At 67.1% G+C, this 1,533-nt stretch carries 1 protein-coding gene; it reads right to left on the reverse strand.

Annotated features, from left to right (window positions below):
* Positions 1 to 14: 14 nt before the first annotated feature.
* Entirely contained in the window at positions 15 to 1,421 is a 1,407-nt protein-coding gene (locus ABZU46_RS31745; RefSeq protein WP_354863374.1) for an IS4 family transposase, read from the reverse strand.
* Between the last annotated feature and the right edge of the window lie 112 nt (positions 1,422 to 1,533).

Here is a 1,533-nt window from a genome sequence, read left to right on the forward strand (position 1 = left end):
CAACGCCGTTGCGTTTAGCGCCGTGAGCGGGAGGCAAGTCCTTTCTCGAAGAGTGTGATTTCGGCGTGGAAGCTGTAGGTCTGTGTGGTTGTTGGGTGTTGTCCGGTGTTCGGGCCGTACTTGCTGGTCGGGTTCTTGCGGGTGCGGGCTTTGACGCGGGGGCGGCGCCGTGCGGGCAGGAGGTTGGCCAGCGCGGCGTGGCCGATTGCGCCGAGGAGGTCGGCGGGGCCGTGGGGGAGGATCGCGCTGGCGGTGGTGATCGTGTCGATGGCGGTTTCGATGAGGATCGTGAAGCTGATCCGGTCCATGTCGGTGCCTGGCTGGGTTGACGCGGCGTCTGCGGCCGCGCGGATGAGGGCTTGGTAGGCGGTGAGCAGGGCGTATACCTCCTGCTCGATCCCGGGGATGCTGTGAGAGCGCAGGACACGGCCGTTGAGCATGGTCGCTTTGATCGAGTAGTAGGTGGTCTCGGCTTGCCAGCGTTCGTGGTAGAGGTCCACGAGTTCTCGGGCGGGGTAGCGGGCGTGGTCGGTCAGGCTGGTGATCAGCCGCCACTGCTCGTGGCGCACCGTGCCGTCGGGGAGGGTGACGGTGACCTGCGCTTCGATGACCCGTACCAGGATGAGGGCGGCGAGGGTGCCGTAGCCGATGCGGGTCAGGTAGGAGCCATCGGGCAGGCGTTGCGTGATGGTCGGGCGGCGGCAGGCGGTGGAGCGGACCAGGAACTGCGCTCCGGTGGCGTGCACATCGTGCAGGAATTGCGCGGCGTCGAAGCCGGCGTCGGCCAGCAGCAGCATCGCGCGGTCCAGGACGCCCACCAGGCGGTGGGCATACGGCAGTTCGCCTCCTGCGTCAGGGCCGAAGTCCGCGGCGAGCAGGGCGCGGGTCCCGCACTCGATCACCACGAGCAGCCGCAGCAGCGGGTAGCCGAACTCCCGCCGCTCTCCTGCCCGTTTGGGGTAGCGCCAGGTGACCTGTTCCCGATCGGGCACGTGCAGGTGAGTGCCGTCGATGGCCACGGTGCGCAGGCCCCGGTAGAACACGCCGGGCTGGCTGGGCAGACCGACGACACCGGCCAACGTCTCGAACAGACGCCGTAGCGGCGCCGCTCCGATCCGGCGGCGGGCGCGTGAGAGTGAGGAGACGCTCGGCCGCGTCAGGCGCAGGTCCGTCAGGGCAGCGGTCAGCTTCCCCCAGGTCGCCAGATAGGAACAGCGCTCGAACAGCGCCAGCGCAAGGACGAAGTACACCACGACCCGAGACGGCAGCAGCCGCAGCCGCTTCTCCCGCGTCCCGGTCTCCTCCAACACCGCGTCTACGAGGTCAAAGTCAATGATCTGCGTCAACTCACCCAAATGACCGGGCGCGTGCACACCCCCGGCCACCTGCAACGACCGCCTGATGACAGACTTCTCCTGCAACGGGACTCCTGATAACGATCACCTTGCTCGACACAAGCTGATCTATCAGAAGTCCCGTTCGCGTCTCCAAAGCCCTTGACTCAAGTCCCGATCGCCAAACGCAACAGCGTTG

This window comes from Micromonospora sp. NPDC005197, from assembly GCF_040608295.1.
Classification (GTDB): Bacteria; Actinomycetota; Actinomycetes; order Mycobacteriales; family Micromonosporaceae; genus Micromonospora.